Genomic DNA, 493 nt, shown 5'->3' with positions numbered 1-493 from the left:
CATGCGGCGACGCCGATGGCGCAGACTATGTATGTTTTCCCTGTTCCGGTCGGTGCGAGGATGTGAATGTTGGTCGGGTTTTCCCGCCAGTTGGTCGCCGCGATTCGTTTCAGTTGGCGCATGTTGATGCCGCGTTGTTCTGCCCGGGTGACTTCAGCAAGGCTCGCATCCGGGTATCGGAATTGTGCCTGGGTGATGGCTTTGGCGATGTTGCGTTGTTGCCGTTGTGTGTAGGCCTCTTCGACTGCGGCGAGGAAGATGTCCTCTGGTAGCGCATCCGCGTAGGCCTCGTCGTTGACAATCTCGTAGAAGACATCAGCGAAGGTCGATACGCGAAGCTTTCGCATTTTTGCCCGTACTGTTTCGTCATTGATGTTGCTCATGGTTCACGCTCCTTCTAGTTTTCGTAGTGGTCAGCAGGCCGAATAAAGACGGCATCAGCTGCGTCGCTGGTAAGCGGGGCGCTTGGGCGTTGTTGGTTCTTCGTCGCGGG

General features: G+C 56.6%; 1 protein-coding gene. It reads right to left on the bottom strand.

Annotated features, from left to right (window positions below):
• The coding region (locus QP994_RS11100) for an ATP-binding protein (RefSeq protein WP_284866840.1) at window positions 1-383 on the bottom strand (383 nt) is incomplete at its 3' end.
• Between the last annotated feature and the right edge of the window lie 110 nt (window positions 384-493).

Origin of the sequence: Corynebacterium sp. MSK044 (genome assembly GCF_030232825.1) — a bacterium.
GTDB lineage: Bacteria > Actinomycetota > Actinomycetes > Mycobacteriales > Mycobacteriaceae > Corynebacterium.
This window is presented reverse-complemented; position numbering and strand designations above follow the sequence as displayed.